The following is a 15,574-nucleotide window of genomic DNA, read 5'->3' as shown; positions in this document are numbered from 1 at the left end:
CTGCCCCCCTCGCCGGCCCCCCCCCCCGCCCGCGCCCCCCGCGCCCCGCCCCCCCCCCCCACGACCGGGCACGGCACGGAGCCGGAAAAGTGAGACGGCCTACTCCGGTCCTGGGCCGTGTGCCCGGGACCACTCCGTAGACTCGGGGCCGTGTCCGTTGCAGATTCGGTGCTCGAGCGGGTTCCGCAGGCGTACCGAGCTCTCGCGTTGCGGCACCGGGAGCTGCTCAAGTTCGGTGTCGTCGGCGCGATCACCTTCTTCATCGACACGGGCATCTTCTACGCGCTGAAGCTGACGATCCTCTCGCCCAAGCCCGTGACCTCGAAGGTCATCGCCGTGCTGGTGGCGACGCTGGTGTCCTACGTGCTCAACCGCGACTGGTCGTTCCGCACCCGCGGCGGTCATCGCAGGCATCACGAGGCGACGCTGTACTTCATCATCAGCGGCATCGGCGTCGGCCTGTACTCGGCGCCGCTGTGGGTCTCGCGCTACGTGCTGCACCTGCAGACGCCGTTCACCAGCAGGCTCGTCGAGGAGATCGCCGACTTCACCGCGGGCCAGATCGTGGGCCTGCTGCTGGGCATGGCGTTCCGCTGGTGGGCCTTCCGCAAGTGGGTCTTCCCCACCGACCACGAGCAGGCCCGGCCCCGAGACCGCGCGATGGCCCGCTGAGGCTCAGCGCGGGGTCGGTTCCGGCTTCCACGGCAGGCCCAGCACGTCGTCGGCGCGGGCGATGCGGAGGAAGACCTCGAACATCGCCGGCCGGGCTTGGCCGAGCTCCAGGCGACCGCCGTCGGCCTCCACCAGCGCCCTGGCCAGCGCCAACCCGACCCCGGTGGAGCCGTGGCCGGAGAAGCCGCGCTCGAAGACGTGCGGGACCAGGGCGTCCGGCACACCCGATCCGGCGTCGGCGACCTCGATGAGCACGGTGCCGCCGCCGTGGCGGGCGGTCAGCGTGACCGGGCCTTCGCCGTGCCGCAGCGCGTTGTCCAGCAGCACGCCGATCGCCTCGCGCAGCCGGGCCGGGGTGGCCCGCGCCAGGAGTTCGTCGCCGATCTTGAGCCGCAGCGAGCGGCCCTGCGCGCGCAGCGGTTCGCGCCACTCCTCGGCGACCTGGTTGAGCAGGCTTGTCACGTCCAGCGGTTCGGCGTCGCGGGCGCGCGCGGCGGTCGCGGCGGCCAGCAGATCGTCGAGCACCGCCGAGAGGCGTTCGGCCTGCTCCAGGGCTGCCCCGGCTTCCTCGGCGACGTCGGTGTCCTCCACCGCGGCCAGGGCTTCCAGCCGCAGGTGCAAGGCGGTCAGACGGCTGCGGAGCTGGTGCGAGACATCGCCGACGAGTTCGCGTTCCCGCTGCACCAGCTGGGACAGCGCCGCGCCGGACGCGTCCAGCGCGTCGGCGACCCGGTCCAGCTCGGGAACTTCGTGCCGCTGCGGATCGGGGCGGAAGTCACCGGCGCCGAGCCGGGCGGCGCGGGCGGCGACGTGGCGCAGCGGGTCGGCGAGCCGCCGCGCGGTCACCGAGGCGACGAACATGCCGGTACCCGCTGAGAGGATCACCAGCATCAGCACCAGTCCCGCGACCTGCAGCTGCTGGGTGCGCACCGGGGCGCTCGGCGCGGCGATGGTGACCGTGCCGCTCTGCACCATCGGCACGCTCTGGACCAGCGGGTCCTCGCCCGGATCCGGTCCGTAGACGTAGTCGTGGGCCTGGGTGCGCACGACCAGCCGCGCGCCCTTCGGGACGGCGAGGCGCACCGCGTTGAGGTCGATCGGGCGCTGGTTGGCGACCTGCTCGTCGAGCAGGGTGGCGATCTGCTGCGCCCGGGTCGACAGGTCGGCGCCGGTCAGGTCCTGGACGAGCTTGAGCGCGCTGAAGCCCAGCGGGAGGCCCAGCACGACCGTGGTGACGGCCACCGCGAGCAGCGTGGCCTGCAGGATCCGGCGACGCATCGACGACTAGCCCGAGTTGAACCGGAACCCGACGCCGCGAACGGTGGCGATGCGGGTTTCGTCGAGCCGCCCGTTGCTGTCGCTGAGCTTCCGACGCAGCCACGAGATGTGCATGTCGAGGGTCTTGCTGCCCTTGCGGTCGGACTCCGGCCAGACCTCTTCGAGGATGTCCTCGCGGGTCACGACCTGCCCGGCGTGCTGCATCAGCACCCGCAGCAGCTCGTACTCCTTGTTGGCCAGCTGCACCTCGTGCTCGTTGACCAGCACCCGCCGGGCGGTGAGGTCCAGGCGCACGCCCGAGGCCTCCAGCGTTTCCGGCGCGCCCCGGCGCAGCAGCGCGCGGATGCGGGCCATCAGCTCGGCGAGGCGGAACGGCTTGGCCACGTAGTCGTCGGCGCCGGCGTCGAGGCCCACCACGAAGTCGACCTCGTCGGTGCGCGCGGTGAGCATCAGGACGGGGAGCCCGCGGCCCTGCGCCCGCAGCCTGCGGCACACCTCCAGCCCGTCCATCTCCGGCAGGCCCAGGTCGAGCACCAGCAGGTCAACGCCACCTTCGGAGGCGGTGCGCAGCGTCGAAGGACCGTCCTCGATCACCTTCACCGTGTAGCCCTCGCGTTGCAGCGCCCGGGACAGCGGCACAGCGATGGCCGGATCGTCTTCTGCCAGCAACACCACGCTCACACCTCCCAGACTAGATGGCGCGCAAGATCCCGTCCGCCGCGTGGGCTGTTGCACGCGGGCCCGGCCGTGCTGGTACCGCCTCGGCTGCTCGCCGAGCGGCACGGTTTAGGGTCACGCTCGTGACCACCAGCGATCTCGACCTCGCCCAGCAGCTGGCCGACGTTGCCGACACGATCACCACGGCGCGCTTCCGCGCCCGCGATCTCGGCGTCGACCGCAAACCCGACCGCACCCCGGTGACCGACGCCGACCTGGCGGTGGAGGACGCGGTGCGCGAGGTGATCGCCGAGCACCGGCCCGGTGACGTCGTCGCCGGTGAGGAGCGCGGCGGCACGACGGGCGACGGCAGGGCGTGGGTGCTGGACCCGATCGACGGCACGAAGAACTTCCTGCGCGGGGTTCCCGCGTGGGCCACGCTGATCGCGCTGGTCGACGGGCAGCGCCCGATCGTCGGCGTGATCAGCGCACCGGCCCTCGGCAAGCGCTGGTGGGCGGCTTCCGGTGAGGGCGCCTGGTGCCGGACCGGGCAGGGCGAGCCGGAGCGGATCTCGGTGTCCGGGGTGCGCGACACCGCCGACGCCTACGTGTCGACCACGCACCTGGGCACGTGGGTGGAGCACCACTCGCGGGAGTCCTACCTGCGGTTGATCGACGCGTGCTGGGAGAACCGGGCGTTCGGCGACTTCTGGCACCACTGCCTGGTCGCCGAGGGCGCCATCGACATCGCCGCGGAACCGATCGTCAACCCGTGGGACGTGGCGGCGGCGCAGGTCCTGGTGGAGGAGGCCGGTGGCAGGTTCACCGACCTCTCCGGCGCGGCCCGCTACGACGGCGGCAACGCCCTGTCCACCAACGGCCACCTCCACGACGAGGCGCTGCGCCTGCTGGAGCGCTGACCACCTGCATCGACTCGCTTTGCTCGGCGGTGCGAGCAGCGGAACCTCAGACGTCGGTGCCAGCTGCGAGGGCGGTCTTCACGCCTCGCGGCTACGCCGCTCGCACGCGTTCCGAGGTGGCCGCTCAGCCGATGGGCGGCTCAGCAGGCGGGCGTAGCCGACTCCCGCGGTGAGCAGGATGAGGCCTGCGCACAGGAAGGCGATGACGCGGGCGAAACCGTCCAGGGTGGCCAGGTCGAACAGCAGCAGCTTCGCCAGCGACACGGCGGTGAGCACCAGTCCGCCGATGCGCAGGTGCCGGACGCGGACACCGCGCAGCAGCAGCGCGATCGCGAAGATCACCCAGCACAGGGTGATCAGGATGTGCCCGGTCAGGAACGCACCGCGCGATTCGCTGACCAGCAGGCAGGCCGCCATCGTGGCGCTGGCCGTGCCGTAGAGCAGCGCCAGCGCGGCCGAGGCCCACAGCGGCAGCGACTTCGGCAGGCTGGCGATCTTGCCGATGCGCACACCGGCGGTGGGCAGCGCGACGGCGACGACGGCGATCAGCAGACCGGCGACCAGACCGGCCACGCCGGTGCCGTCGTCGGACCACAGCAACGCGTCGACCGGGACCTCGTTGCCCAGGGCCAGGAAGAACCCGAACACCGCGTAGCAGGCGGCGCCGAGCAGGATCCCGCCGCGCCGCAGCAGATGCCCGGCGACCGTGAGCAGCAGCGCCTCGCACAGCAGGCCGGTCGCCCAGCTCGACACGTCCAGCGCGGTGATCGTCGCCTGCCCGGCGGCCACCACGGCCATCGCTCCGACCGCGGCCAGGAAGCGGCTCGGCAACCAGTCGGCGAAGGCGGGCAGGTAGCGCCCGACGGCCCAGATCGCGGCCAGCAGCAACGCCATGCCGACGCCGGTCGCGGTCGCCTCAGCGCGTTCCAGCAGCAGCGGCCCGGCCAGGAACGACGGCGTCGGTGCGGCGACGAGCAGCCCGATCGCGGTGCGTTCGGCCGCGGGCCGGAAACCGGCGGTGACGGCGGCGATGACGATGCCCAGCACCGCGGCCGCCAGGATCGCGGGCACCAGCACCGGGTTCGGGTAGGCCAAGCCCCAGAAGGCGCCGACCAGCGCGGCCAGCACCGACGGAACGCCGGCGGCGAGCGCGAGCCCGCCCCAGCCCTGCCGCACCTGCACCGGCGCCGCGGCGACCTGCAGCAGCACCACGAAGCCGATCAGCAGGGCGTCGGCCCCCTGCGTGATCATCGGCGCGCAGATCGCGGAACCGAGGACCACGCCGATCGCCAGCGGTTGCGCCTGCCAGCGGTCGGAGAGCAGCAGCCCGCCGATCGCGACGACCAGGCCGATGCCGAGCCCGGCGGGAACCGGGAAGTAGCCGTAGAGCGCGGTCGCGGCGACGACGTCGAGGAACATCGCGGCGAAACCGGTGGTGGCCAGGGCGATCGAGGCCACGCGCTGCTCGGCGGCCTTGCGGTGCACCCACCAGCCGGCGGCGATCAGCAGCGCGGCCAGCAGCGCTCCGCCCGCGACCCGGGCCGCCGGGCCCAACCAGTCCTGCTGGACCGCGAGGACCAGCAGGAACACCACGCCGAGCAGGGTCACCCCGCCGCCGACCCAGGCCAGCACCCGGCTCGGTTCCAGGTCCGCCCGGAACCGTCGGCGCGGCTCGGCCACCTGCGGCGAGTGGGCGGGCACCGGCTCGGCGGGCTGGGCCGGAGCGGCCGGTGGCGCGGGCGCCTCCTGCGGCCGGTTCGCGGCCTCGGTCTGCAGCACGCTGCCCAGGTACGACAGGCGCTGCCCGATCGCGGCCAACTCACCTGCGACCAGCTGAAGGGTGTCTCCCTGGTGCGGTTGCGACATGCCGACATGATCCACGCCACGCCCACCCGCGGCATCAGTAGCACTACTCAGATGCCCGCACCGCTTCAGCAGGGGCGAAAACCGCAGGATTCGGACGATTCCTGCGGTTTTCGCCCCTGGCGCGCGGGATCACTTGGGGAGCGGGGTTCCTCGGGGCGGGGTGCTGGTGACGTCGACCGGGCCGACGACGCCGCGGAGGGCCTGGGTCCAGGTGAGCCGGCCGAACAGGTAGAAGCAGGCGACCTGCTCGTTGCTGAAGCTGGCCCAGTCGTAGCGGTTGCCCTGCTCGCGCCAGAAGACCTCCCAGGCCGGACCGGACTCGGATTCTGCGCGCAGCAGGCACCAGGCGTCTTCGGATTCGGTGCCGATGGAGATCAGTTCTTCCGGGACTCCCATCGCGACCAGCCAGCCGAGTACCGATTCGCTGTTCACCGCGTGCTCTCCTGTTGCCGTTCTCGCTCGTCCGGGGGTTGTTCGCCGTCGGTGCTGCCGGTGAGCACCAGCCGCAGGGTGGAGGCCTCGGACAGCTCTCGGGCCTTGGTCAGCTCCACCAGGTAGCCGAGCCCGACCAGGTCGGTGGCGGAATACGTGGCGCGGTAGCGGATTCCGCCGCCGGGCTGCTCGAACCACGGCGCGGCCACCGACCGCCACACCGGCAGCGGGCGCAGCAGCCGGTAGCGCCGGTAGTCCCGCTCGGCGTGCTCCGGTGGCAGCGAGCGGTGCGCGAAAGGCGTTGCCGCAGCGCAGAAGAGCCTCCCGTCGCCGCTGCCGAGGAGGTCGATGACGGTGTCGGGTTCCAGCACCACGGCCTCGCCCGGCTCGAACCCGCCTTCCGGGAACTCCTGCGGCCAGCGGTGATCGGGCTGGTCGCCTTCCCGGTTGGCGTAGCGGCGTTCCCAGTCGAGCTCGCTGAGCTCGCCGAGCGGGTCGTGCCCGGCGAGCAGTTCCGCCGGGACGCTGTCGCGCTCGGCGCGATCCCCGCTGTCGCGCCGCGCGTCCTCGTAGACCGCGGCCGACCGGGCGCGGCGCAGCGCGTCGGTGTCGTCGACCAGGTCGGACCGGGGGTGATCCTGCGGCGGGAAGTTCAGCCCCTCGCGGGTTTCCGGCGGTTCGTGCGCGGGCAGCTGCCTGCTGGCCTGGTCGGCGGCCACCGGCATGTAGCCGATGGGGAACTGGTGCAGCACGAAGGCCACCACGTCGGCGTTGCGCGGCCCGTGGCGGAGCGGGCGCTGCTGCGGTTCCGGCGCCGCCGGTGCGGGCTGGGCCTGCGGCGGCAGCGGGCGCAGCGCCCCGCGCTGCACGTTCGCCGCCGGACCGGGCTGGTTCTGGGGCGCCTGCGCCTGGGGCCGGTTCGGGACGTGCTGGCCTTGCGGCGCGGGCGGTACGACCTGTCCGTGAGCGACCGGCCCCCGGTTGGGCGGCGCGGGCGGTTGCGGCGAGCGCGCCGGCGCCGGGCCCTGCTGCGGCGGTGGTGGCGCGGCCGGGCCTCCAGGCGCGACGGCGAAGCCGCCGGGCTGCTGCTGCGGCGGCGGTGGCGCGGTGAAACCCGCTGGTGGCGGCGGTGGTTGCGTTCCGGGCTGCGAACCTGCCCACGCGGTGTGCACGGCGTGCGGCGCGGTGCTGGGCGCGTCGTCCGGCTGCCCGCCGATGGGGCCGATCACCGGGATCGGCCCGGTTCCCGCCTCGGACATCTCCTGCCCCCACCCGAGAGCAGCGGGAGCGGGGGCACCGATGCCGCCTTCCGGAACCGCTTCGCGGAGGGTGTCCTGCGCACCCTCGGCTCCCCCGGTTGTTTCCCGCAGACCACGTTCCGCATCTCCGACCACGTCACCGACATCCCCGACTCCCGCCGAGTCCACTATGGATTCAGCGGACCCGGTTCCGGTGTCCAGCGTATGGCCTGCGGTGGCGCCGACCTCCGCCAGAGCACCGGAGGCGCCCTGGGACGCCTCCCGGGCACCGGTGCCGAGCGCGGTGGACAGGTCCTCGTGCACGCGCGCGACGTTGGCCGCCGCGCCGCTGAGCGCCGAGTCGAGACCGGCCAGGGCCTGCGGGTGCCCGGCGGCAGCGGCCTGCTCGGCGGCGTCGGTCTGCTTGGCCAGCGAGACGAGCTCCCGCACGAGTTCGACCTTGGCGGTGCCGATCTGCTCGGCCGCGCGGTCCAGGCGATCGGCGGCGTCGAGGCACTGCTTCGCGGTGGTGGGCAGCAGGCCGTCGCCGGCGGCTAGCGCGTCCCACTCCCGGCCCGCCGCCTGCGCGGCCGCGCCTTCGAAGGAGCGCAGCGCGCCCTGCGCGGTGGTGTCGGCGTCGCGGGTGAGCGAGTCCAGCGAGGTCGCGGCTTCGCGCCAGGCCGCGGCGGATTCGCGCATCAGGTCTTCGTCGGCGGCGGGCCAGCGGGCTCCGGCTCGGGCGGCGACGTCGCGGAGTTCAGCGGGGAGTTCGATGCCCACGGGCTCACACCTCCCCGGCGAGTCGGCGGAGCAGGTCGGCGTTGTCGGCGTCGGTCTGCCGCGTGGTGTCGGCCGCGGCGGCGAACTCCTCGCCCAGCTCGCGGAGCTCTCCGGGCAGTTTCGCGGCCGCTGCCAGCGCTTCGTCGGCCTTCGGCAAGTGGGACTCGGCGAAGCGGGTGCCGAAGTCGTCGTCGCCCCAGCAGGCTCCTGCGGCGTCCACCGCCTGCCGCAGGGCGTCGGCGATGCGCTGCGCTTGGCCGGCGAGGTCCTCGAACTCGCCGGCGCGGTGCGCCAGCTGCTCGACGTCGCTGCGGAAACCGCCCATGCTCACGTCCGTCCCGTCGGGCCCTGCTGCAACCAGCTGGCGTCGGAGAAGTCCTCGTCCTCAACTTCGTCGTCGGCGGGCCGCGTTTCGTTGCGCGGCACCGCTTCCGGCGGTGGGCCGAGCAGCAGCTCGGGGTCGGTTCCGGCGGGCAGCACCTCGGCGAGCACGTCGGCGGAGCGTTCCGCTGCGGCCCGGGCGGCCTCGACGCTGAGCCGGACGATGGTGGCGGCGAGTTCGGCGGGGCGCATCCGCACGTCGTCGGCGAGGACGAGGTCGGTCAGCTCACCGCGCGGACCGACGACGACCCGCACCCGCCCGTCGTCGCTGCTCGCGGTGGCGGTGACGGCGGCGAGGTCGCGCCGGGTCCCGGCCAGGCGTTCCCGGTTCCGCCGGTACTCGGCGACCAGCTCGTCGACTTGGGTCCTGTGGTCGGTTGGCACTGCCGCTTCCCTCCCCTGCCGCCGGCGGTCGGTGCCCTCGTGGATGGGACGCACCGACCTCTCGATGGTTCCACGCCAGGGCGCGGTTTTCACCAGTCCGACGCTGCTCGCGCTCGGAAATCGCCGGTCGGCGAGGCGGCCTGTGAGCACCCTCTCAACGTCGTCCACGCCCAGCACCTGCGAGGATGGCGGCATGGCGACCATCGCGTACGAGGACCTGACGCCGGGGCGGACCTTCGATCTGGGCAAGGTCGAGATCGACCGCGAGGAGATGCTGGCGTTCAACGCCCGCTTCGACCCGCAGCCGTTCCACCTCGACGAGGAGGCGGGCAAGAACTCGGTGCTGGGCGGACTGTGCGCGTCCGGTTGGTTCACCGCGTCGCTGTGGATGCGCGCCTACGTCGATCACGTGCTGGCCGATTCGACCTCGCAGGGTTCGCCCGGCGGCAACGAGCTGACCTGGATGGCGCCGGTCTTCCCGGGAGATGTGCTGCACTTCGGCGTGGAGGTCACCGGCCAGCGACGCTCCCGGAGCAAGCCCGACCTCGGCCTGGTGGAGATCACCGGCACCGCCGACCGGGAAGGCGAGCGCGTCCTGCGGTTCAGCTTCCTGGGAATGTTCGGAACCCGCGAGCAGGACTAGCCGAGGGCCTTCACCACCGCGGAAGGGCTCGGCCTGCCCAGTTGTTCGGCCATCCAGAGGCTGGTGCCGACCAGGGCGTCGAGGTCGACGCCGTGCTCGATGCCGAGGCCTTCGAGCATCCAGACCAGGTCTTCGGTGGCGAGGTTGCCGGTCGCGGACTCGGCGTAGGGGCAACCGCCCAGCCCACCCGCCGACGAATCCACAGTGGACACGCCGTGCCGGAGGGCGGTGCTGGTGTTGGCCAGCGCCTGGCCGTAGGTGTCGTGGAAGTGCACCGCCAGCTCGCCGACCTCGACCCCGGCGGCGGCGAACGCGCGCAGCAGGGCCTCCACGTGACCCGGCGTGGCCACGCCGGTGGTGTCGCCCAGGGACAGCTGGAAGCAGCCCATCTCCAGCAGGCGCTTGCCCGCGGTCACCACCTGCTCGACCGGCACCGGGCCCTCCCACGGGTCGCCGAAGCACATCGACAGGTAGCCGCGCACCGCGATGCCCTCGCCGACCGCGCGCGAGACCACCGGGTCGAACATGGCGAACTGGGAGTCGAGGCCGCTGTTGAGGTTGCGCTGCGCGAACGTCTCGGTCGCCGAGGCGAAGATCGCGATGTCGCGCACCTCCGCGTCCAGCGCGCGGTCCAGGCCGCGCTCGTTGGGCACCAGCACCGGGTACCGGACCCCGGGGGCCTGGTCGAGCCCGGCCAGCAGCTCGGTGGCGTCGGCCAGCTGCGGAACCCACTTCGGGTGCACGAAGCTGGTCGCCTCCAGCACCACGAGACCGGCATCGGCCAGCCGCCGCAGGAACTCCAGCTTCACCTCGAGCGGGACGATCTCCTTCTCGTTCTGCAGGCCGTCGCGCGCGCCGACCTCCCAGATCGTCACCTCGGCGGGCAGGCCCGCCGGTTCCGGCGAGGGGACCCGCATCGGCAAGCCCAGTTCACGTGATCCCATTCAGCCCTCCTGCGCCCGGTGTCCGGCACCATCGCCCACCTCTCGGTAGAGCAGCGTCTGCACCTGCTCCACCTGCGGGATGTCGTCGAATTCCAGCGGTTCGTCCGACGCCGACTCGACCACCAAGGTTCCGCAGCCGAAGACGCGGTCCACCAGACCGCGCCGGGAGCGCACCGAGTTGATCCGCCACATCGGGATGTCGATGCCGGACCTGGTGAACACGCCCTCCCGCACCATCAGCCGGTGCGTGGTGATCACGAAGTGCGTGGTGCGCCAGCGGGCGAGCGGGGCGAGGGTCAGCCAGACGATCAGCACCAGGCCCACCACGCCGAGCGCGATCCACACCGGGAACCGCCACGGCGTCGTCGCCACCAGCGCCGCCAGGTAAGAAGCACCGCCGACCACCACGAACAGCACCAGCACCGGGCCGAGCAGCATCTTCCAGTGCGGGTGCTTGTGCACGACCACGTCCTCGTCGTCGTGCAGCAGGCCGTCTGGGTAGGCCACCGTTCCCCTTCCTCAGCCCTCGACGCCGGTCTGGGAATCACGTTACCGGCCGCGCCCGAGCGCGGAGAACGTTCAACTCGGTCGGATGTGCACGACGTCGCCGGCCGACACCTCGCTGGTCCGCCCGTCGTCGGCGCGCACCACGAGCCTTCCGCCGGAGTCGACGTCCTCGGCCACCCCGCGCAGGTCGTGATCACCCAGTTCGACCCGCACCCGCTGGCCGAGGGTTCGGCACAACCGGCGGTAGCGGTCGAGCAGCCCGGTGGGCACCACGTCGCCGTCCGCCTCGCGCCAGCGACCCTCGACCTCGGCGAGGGATTCGAGCAGGGCCACCGCGAACTCCTCGCGGTCCACCTCGGCGCCTTCGGCCGCCAACGAGGTGGCGGGCAGGCCGCCCGCACCGGCGGGCAGCTCGTCGCGCTGCTGCCGGATGTTGACGCCCATGCCCAGCACCAGCGCGATGCCGTCCGATCCGGCGACCGCCTCGGAGAGGATCCCGGCTCCCTTGAACCAGTCATCGCCGGAGCCGAGCAGGAGGTCGTTGGGCCACTTCAGCCCGGCGGGCACGCTCGTGGTGCGCTCGACGGTCTCGGCGAGGGCGACTCCGGCGATCAGCGGCATCCACGACACCGCCGACGGCGGGACCCCGGGACGCAGCAGCACGCTGACGAACAGCCCGGAGCCGCGTGGCGAGACCCACCGCCGCTGCAACCGGCCGCGCCCGGCGCTCTGCTCCTCGGCGATGAGCACGGTCCGGTCCGCGCCGCCCTTGGCCGCGGCCTCGGACAGGTCGGAGTTGGTGGAGCCGGTCACCGCGACCACGTCCAGGGCCGCGTAGGGGCCGTCGTCGACCAGCCGCCGCCGCAGCCGGTCCCCGTCAAGCAGAACCTCGGTGCTCACCCGCTCAGCCTATGCACAACGGCGCGAGCACGGCCTCTAGCATCGTCCTCGTGCGTTTCGTGCTCGCTTCCGCCTCGCCCGCCCGCCTGTCCGTGCTGCGCTCAGCGGGGATCGAACCGCTGGTGCAGGTCTCGGGTGTCGACGAGGACGCGGTCACCGCGTCGCTGACCGATCCCGCTCCGCACGAGCTGGTCACCGCGCTGGCGCAGGCCAAGGCCGAAGCGGTCGCGGCCGAACTCGCCGAGCCCGACGCGGTCGTCGTCGGGTGCGACTCGATGCTGCTGAAGGCCGACGGCGAGATCGTCGGCAAGCCCGGCACGCCGGAGGTGGCCGCCAAGCGCTGGGCGCAGAACGCCGGGACCAGCGCCGAGCTGCTGACCGGGCACGCGATCATCCGGGTGCGCGACGGCGAGATCACCGATCGCACCGCGGGCCACCTGGGCACCGCGGTCCGCTTCGGCACGCCCACCCAAGCCGAGATCGACGCCTACGTCGCCACCGGTGAACCCCTGCACGTGGCGGGCGGTTTCACCCTCGAGGGCTTCGGCGGCTGGTTCATCGAGGGCGTCGACGGTGATCCCTCCAGCGTGCTGGGCATCAGCCTGCCGCTCACCCGGAAGCTCCTCGCGGACCTCGGCCTCACCATCACCGACCTCTGGAACCGCCCCACCTCCTGAGCCCGGCTCAGCTCCTCACGTCAGGGCAGCGAGCGGCCTGATCGGGCCGCGTCGCACCCGGGCGATGCCGACATCGGGGTGAACGTCGGCACATTTCGGCCACCTCCGGGACTTAATCGCTCGATCGAGTGGTTAATTGAAGTCGCTATGGGCATCCCGCGACGGTGGTTCCTGACTTCCCGCCTGCACGTCGATCTTCGACGGCAGGCCAGCTGCGTTTGTCGCTGATCTCCTCCGGCCCGAGCTGACGACCCCACTCGGCCGATCCCCCGGCGCCCGCTCGCGCCCCTCGTCGCACCCATCCTTCACGACTTCAGGAGATCTCCGTGTCCACTACCGCTGCGCGGTCGCGCTTGCGCTTCAACCCGAAGCTGTTCGCGGTCGCCGTGCTCGCCTCCCTGGTGCTCGGCGCGCTGCTCGGCTGGATCGCCAAGCAGACCGGCGCCGACTGGCTGGTCACGACCCTGGACACCATCGGCTCGACGTTCACCAAGCTGCTCAGCTTCACCGTGCTGCCGCTGATCTTCACCGCGATCGTGGTGGGCATCAACAGCCTCCGCTCGCTCGGCGGCGGCCGCACCGCCGCGCGGCTGGGCGGCAAGACCGCGCTGTGGTTCGCCATCACCTCGCTGATCGCCGTGGTGATCGGCCTGCTGGTCGGCGGCCTGTTCCAGCCGGGACGCGGCCTGGTCATCGAGCCCGATCCGGAGAAGCTGCAGGCCATCGGCCAGAAGACGCAGGGCTCCTGGCTGGACCTGCTCAACGGCCTGGTGCCGGAGAACCTGATCAGCGCCTTCGCCGAGGGCGAGACGCTGCAGGTGGTGTTCGTGTCGCTGATCATCGGCGCGGCCACCTACAGCCTCGGTGACAAGGCGGCGCCGTTCGTCGCCTTCAACAAGGCCGCCTTCGAGGTCATCCAGCGCGTGCTCGGCTGGATCATCCGGCTCGCCCCGCTGGGCACCCTCGGCCTGATCGGCAACGCCGTGGCCAGCTACGGCAACGAGTTCTTCCTGCCGCTGGTGAAGCTGATCGGCTCGACCTACGTGGCCTGCCTGCTGGTGCTGTTCGCGGTGTACCCGCTGCTGCTGTCGCTGGTGGCCAAGGTCAGCCCGGCCCGCTTCTTCGCCAAGACCTGGACGGTCCTGCAGTTCGCGTTCGTCTCCCGCTCCTCCGGCGCGAGCCTGCCGATGACCCGGCAGGCGACCGAGAACCTCGGCGTGCCGTCGTCCTACGCCAGCTTCGCGGTCCCGCTGGCCAGCACCACGAAGATGGACGGGTGCGCGGCGATCTACCCGGCCGTGGGCTCGATGTTCATCGCGAACCTCTTCGGCATCCACCTCGGCCCGGTGCAGTACCTGACGATCATCGCGGTCGCGGTGTTCGGCTCGATCGCCACCGCGGGCGTGACCGGCTGGTTCACCATGCTCACCCTGACCGTGGGCGCGCTGGGCTTCCCGCCCGAGGTGGTGGCCACCGGCATCGCGATCGCCTTCGCGGTCGACCCGATCATGGACATGATGCGCACCGCCACCAACGTCGCGGGCCAGATCGTCGTCCCGGTCGTGGTGGCCCGCAGCGAGAACGTCCTCGACGACGAGGTGCTGGCCACCCCCAGCGCCCCGCCGCTGCTCGACCGCGAGCCGGCGACCGCCTGAGCTCCTCACGGCCCGGTGCTGAGCGCACCGGGCCGTGGCGACTCCAACGGGTGATGCTTCGTCCGTAGGATGGGCACGTGGACAGCGGTCGGCGGGGAAAAGACCTGCGCATCGGTGACCCCGAGCGAGAACGGGCCATGCGGCTGCTCGGCGAGCACTTCTCCGCCGGGCGGCTGGAGCTCGCCGAGTACGACGAGCGCTGCAGGCAGGCCGCGGCCGCGCGCTTCGGTTCCGAGCTCGACGGGCTCTTCGACGACCTGCCCGGGCCGCTGCCCAGCGGCGAGCTGACCCCGGCCGCCACGCGCAACACGCCCTCGCCCGCCAAGATCGCGATGGCCGTCGGCGCGGTGGTCGCTCTGCTGGCGCTCGTGCTGGTCGCGCGGCAGATCGGCCTGATCCTGCTCATCCCCGCGCTGGCGATCATCTTCTTCACCTGGCGACGCAGGTGAAGACCTACCGTCACGAGCGACCACGTTTCGTTACGGTGAGGCCCATGCACAGCTCGCGGTTCACCGGGGCGCGACGTCTCAGCGCGTTGCTCGGCCTCGGCGCGCTCACCCTCACCGGGTGCGGCATCTGGCAGTCGGCCCCCACGGCCGGCACCGCGCCGCCCCCGCCTCCACCACCCGCACCGACGACCAGCGCGCCGCCGTCGTTACCGCCGAGGCCGTTCGACCTGGGTCTGGACGGCGTCGACCCGTGCGGTCTGCTCACCTCCGACCAGCGCAACCAGCTCGGCTTCGACCGCGAACCGCTGCCCGACTCCGACGCCGGTTTCGGCAACGCTGCCACCTGCAGCTTCCGCAACACCACCGCCAAGGTCGGCGCCCGGCTCGCCCTGATCACCACCGAGGGCATGCGGGTGTGGACCGACGACACCGCGCAGGTCGAGGCCTCCCCGGTCCTGGTGGACGGCTTCCCGGCGCTGGTGATCAAGACCCCGGGACTGGACCTGTCCTGCAACGTCGCGGTCGACGTCGCCGAGGGCCAGCACCTCGACGTGCTCTACCGCGACGACGGCGGACAGCCGCCGCCCCCGGTCGACCAGCTCTGCGCGGGCGCGCAACGGGTCGCCGAGGAAGCGGTGCGCACCCTCGCCCACCCGCCGGCCTCGACCTCGGACACCGCGCCCCTGACGCAGCTCCCGCCGGAGTCCACTCCCTGATGGTGCAGCACTCCCCGCGTATGGAGGACTCCACAGGGTCACAGATCGCGGATACAGTGTCCGGCGGACGTTTCAGCTGGGGCCGCACCCGATCGATGGCCCCTGCCCGTGGGAGGGGACGACGTGCCGTTAACCGAGCCCTACGGCGCGGGTTCCGGTGGCTCGATGCAGGTCGAGCCCACCGCGATCCCGCGCCTGGTCAACTCGCTGCAGGAATCCCTGGACGCGGTCGGGCTGCAGATCGAGCACGCCATCACCGAGCTCCGCATCCGCCCGTGGGCCGGTGACCCGGTCAGCACCGACGCCGCCGAGCAGTTCAACGAGCGGTCGATCGGCGGTGGCGAGGACGCCCTGACCGCGTTGTGCGGCTACCGGGACCAGTTGCAGGCGGCGGCCGAATCGCTGCAGGAGGCGGGCCGCCAGTACGAGCAGATCGACCACGACAGCGCGGCCGGTCTGGGCGGGGGTTGCTGAT

General features: G+C 72.4%; 19 protein-coding genes. 9 read left to right on the top strand and 10 right to left on the bottom strand.

The window, feature by feature from the left end; translation table 11 throughout:
• Positions 1 to 150: 150 nt before the first annotated feature.
• On the top strand, positions 151 to 672 hold the full coding sequence (locus R4I43_RS12060) for a GtrA family protein (protein WP_324265683.1): 522 nt from the start codon (positions 151 to 153) through the stop codon (positions 670 to 672).
• 3 nt (positions 673 to 675) lie between these two features.
• Here R4I43_RS12060 and R4I43_RS12055 read toward each other — a convergent pair whose 3' ends face one another.
• The gene (locus R4I43_RS12055) at positions 676 to 1,950 is read right to left on the bottom strand and encodes an ATP-binding protein (protein ID WP_324265682.1); all 1,275 of its coding nucleotides are present in this window, start codon (positions 1,948 to 1,950) and stop codon (positions 676 to 678) included.
• A gap of 6 nt (positions 1,951 to 1,956) precedes the next feature.
• Complete coding sequence (locus tag R4I43_RS12050; RefSeq protein ID WP_324265681.1) at positions 1,957 to 2,631, bottom strand: response regulator transcription factor; 675 nt, start codon at positions 2,629 to 2,631, stop codon at positions 1,957 to 1,959.
• A 119-nt stretch (positions 2,632 to 2,750) separates the two neighbouring features.
• On the opposite strand from R4I43_RS12050, the gene hisN reads away from it, so the two are divergent.
• Positions 2,751 to 3,527 carry a histidinol-phosphatase gene (gene hisN / locus R4I43_RS12045; protein ID WP_324265680.1) on the top strand — a complete coding sequence of 259 codons (777 nt, stop codon included), beginning with the start codon at positions 2,751 to 2,753 and terminating at the stop codon, positions 3,525 to 3,527.
• Positions 3,528 to 3,605: 78 nt separating this feature from the next.
• On the opposite strand, the gene R4I43_RS12040 is transcribed toward hisN, so the two are convergent.
• The 5 genes from R4I43_RS12040 to R4I43_RS12020 all read right to left on the bottom strand — a co-directional run bounded on the left by R4I43_RS12040 (position 3,606) and on the right by R4I43_RS12020 (position 8,608).
• Entirely contained in the window at positions 3,606 to 5,393 is a 1,788-nt protein-coding gene (locus R4I43_RS12040) for a DUF2339 domain-containing protein (RefSeq protein WP_324265679.1), read from the bottom strand.
• Between the two features lie 129 nt (positions 5,394 to 5,522).
• On the bottom strand, positions 5,523 to 5,825 hold the full coding sequence (locus R4I43_RS12035; protein ID WP_324265678.1) for a hypothetical protein: 303 nt from the start codon (positions 5,823 to 5,825) through the stop codon (positions 5,523 to 5,525).
• The gene (locus R4I43_RS12030; RefSeq protein WP_324265677.1) at positions 5,822 to 7,843 is read right to left on the bottom strand and encodes a glycohydrolase toxin TNT-related protein; all 2,022 of its coding nucleotides are present in this window, start codon (positions 7,841 to 7,843) and stop codon (positions 5,822 to 5,824) included. The genes R4I43_RS12035 and R4I43_RS12030 overlap by 4 nt, the downstream gene beginning before the upstream one ends.
• A 4-nt stretch (positions 7,844 to 7,847) precedes the next feature.
• Positions 7,848 to 8,168 (bottom strand): hypothetical protein, encoded by a 321-nt coding sequence (locus tag R4I43_RS12025; RefSeq protein ID WP_324265676.1) that lies wholly within the window; start codon positions 8,166 to 8,168, stop codon positions 7,848 to 7,850.
• A gap of 2 nt (positions 8,169 to 8,170) precedes the next feature.
• Positions 8,171 to 8,608, bottom strand: coding sequence for a YbaB/EbfC family nucleoid-associated protein (locus R4I43_RS12020; RefSeq protein WP_324265675.1), 438 nt, complete (start codon positions 8,606 to 8,608; stop codon positions 8,171 to 8,173).
• A 193-nt stretch (positions 8,609 to 8,801) separates the two neighbouring features.
• Between R4I43_RS12020 and R4I43_RS12015 the strand changes: the two genes are divergently transcribed.
• Entirely contained in the window at positions 8,802 to 9,251 is a 450-nt protein-coding gene (locus R4I43_RS12015) for a MaoC family dehydratase (protein WP_324265674.1), read from the top strand.
• Here R4I43_RS12015 and R4I43_RS12010 read toward each other — a convergent pair.
• From R4I43_RS12010 to R4I43_RS12000, 3 genes are all read right to left on the bottom strand, one after another.
• Entirely contained in the window at positions 9,248 to 10,195 is a 948-nt protein-coding gene (locus R4I43_RS12010) for a hydroxymethylglutaryl-CoA lyase (protein WP_324265673.1), read from the bottom strand. The two genes, R4I43_RS12015 and R4I43_RS12010, sit on opposite strands and share 4 nt — an antisense overlap.
• Positions 10,196 to 10,702, bottom strand: a complete 507-nt coding sequence (locus R4I43_RS12005) for a PH domain-containing protein (RefSeq protein WP_324265672.1) — start codon at positions 10,700 to 10,702, stop codon at positions 10,196 to 10,198.
• Between the two features lie 72 nt (positions 10,703 to 10,774).
• On the bottom strand, positions 10,775 to 11,602 hold the full coding sequence (locus R4I43_RS12000; RefSeq protein WP_324265671.1) for a biotin--[acetyl-CoA-carboxylase] ligase: 828 nt from the start codon (positions 11,600 to 11,602) through the stop codon (positions 10,775 to 10,777).
• Between the two features lie 50 nt (positions 11,603 to 11,652).
• Here R4I43_RS12000 and R4I43_RS11995 point away from each other — a divergent pair, with 50 nt between their 5' ends.
• The 6 genes from R4I43_RS11995 to R4I43_RS11975 all read left to right on the top strand — a co-directional run bounded on the left by R4I43_RS11995 (position 11,653) and on the right by R4I43_RS11975 (position 15,573).
• On the top strand, positions 11,653 to 12,279 hold the full coding sequence (locus tag R4I43_RS11995) for a Maf family protein (protein ID WP_324265670.1): 627 nt from the start codon (positions 11,653 to 11,655) through the stop codon (positions 12,277 to 12,279).
• 147 nt (positions 12,280 to 12,426) lie between these two features.
• Positions 12,427 to 12,507: a putative leader peptide gene (locus R4I43_RS34300; protein WP_407691237.1), complete on the top strand. Its 81-nt coding sequence runs from the start codon at positions 12,427 to 12,429 to the stop codon at positions 12,505 to 12,507.
• Between the two features lie 98 nt (positions 12,508 to 12,605).
• On the top strand, positions 12,606 to 13,934 hold the full coding sequence (locus R4I43_RS11990) for a dicarboxylate/amino acid:cation symporter (protein WP_407691231.1): 1,329 nt from the start codon (positions 12,606 to 12,608) through the stop codon (positions 13,932 to 13,934).
• A gap of 77 nt (positions 13,935 to 14,011) precedes the next feature.
• Complete coding sequence (locus tag R4I43_RS11985) at positions 14,012 to 14,383, top strand: DUF1707 SHOCT-like domain-containing protein (RefSeq protein ID WP_324265669.1); 372 nt, start codon at positions 14,012 to 14,014, stop codon at positions 14,381 to 14,383.
• Between the two features lie 44 nt (positions 14,384 to 14,427).
• Positions 14,428 to 15,099 (top strand): DUF3558 domain-containing protein, encoded by a 672-nt coding sequence (locus R4I43_RS11980; protein ID WP_324265668.1) that lies wholly within the window; start codon positions 14,428 to 14,430, stop codon positions 15,097 to 15,099.
• A 123-nt stretch (positions 15,100 to 15,222) separates the two neighbouring features.
• The gene (locus tag R4I43_RS11975; protein WP_324265667.1) at positions 15,223 to 15,573 is read left to right on the top strand and encodes a hypothetical protein; all 351 of its coding nucleotides are present in this window, start codon (positions 15,223 to 15,225) and stop codon (positions 15,571 to 15,573) included.
• Position 15,574: the final 1 nt, after the last annotated feature.

The organism is Saccharopolyspora mangrovi (assembly GCF_035320975.1).
Classification (GTDB): domain Bacteria; phylum Actinomycetota; class Actinomycetes; order Mycobacteriales; family Pseudonocardiaceae; genus Saccharopolyspora; species Saccharopolyspora mangrovi.
Note: the sequence above shows the minus strand (reverse complement) of the source record. Positions and strands in the feature narration are given on the sequence as shown.